Below are 561 nucleotides of genomic sequence, written 5' to 3' on the forward strand. Positions count from 1 at the left end.
GTATAACCAAGCTTTAATCAAGCGAGGGAATATTTCAATCTGGTTTGATCCGAAGACCCAATGGTATGCACAACCACAAGGCAAGCACGGACGAAATCAAACTTATTCCGATACAGCGATTCAATGCTGTTTAATGATCAAATCTCTATTCCGTCTTTCTTTACGTATGGTCACTGGCTTTGCTCAAAGCCTGATTAAACTCAGTGGCTTAAATTGGACAGCACCAGATTACTCCACCCTCTGTAGACGACAAAAGCATATTGATATTGCGATAAGCTATCAGAAAAGTCGTGATGGGTTACACCTACTCGTCGACTCTACGGGTTTAAAATTTTTAGGTGAAGGTGAATGGAAGCGTAAGAAACATCAGCCTGAATACCGTCGGCAATGGCGTAAACTGCATATTGCTATAGATGCTGAAACACTGCAAATACGTGCCGTTCAGCTTACGACAAATAATGTCAGTGATTCACAAGTACTAGGTGATTTACTGGATCAAATCCCACTAGATGAGCGAATAGATTCTGTCTATACCGATGGGGCGTACGACACGAAGTGCTG

General features: G+C 42.2%; 1 protein-coding gene. It reads left to right on the top strand.

The window, feature by feature from the left end:
- Positions 1-561, top strand: a 561-nt coding sequence (locus DPG01_RS18540) for an IS5 family transposase (RefSeq protein WP_213066007.1), incomplete at both ends; no start/stop codon positions are given.

Origin of the sequence: Acinetobacter sp. WCHAc060042 (assembly GCF_003231195.1) — a bacterium.
Classification (GTDB): Bacteria; Pseudomonadota; Gammaproteobacteria; order Pseudomonadales; family Moraxellaceae; genus Acinetobacter.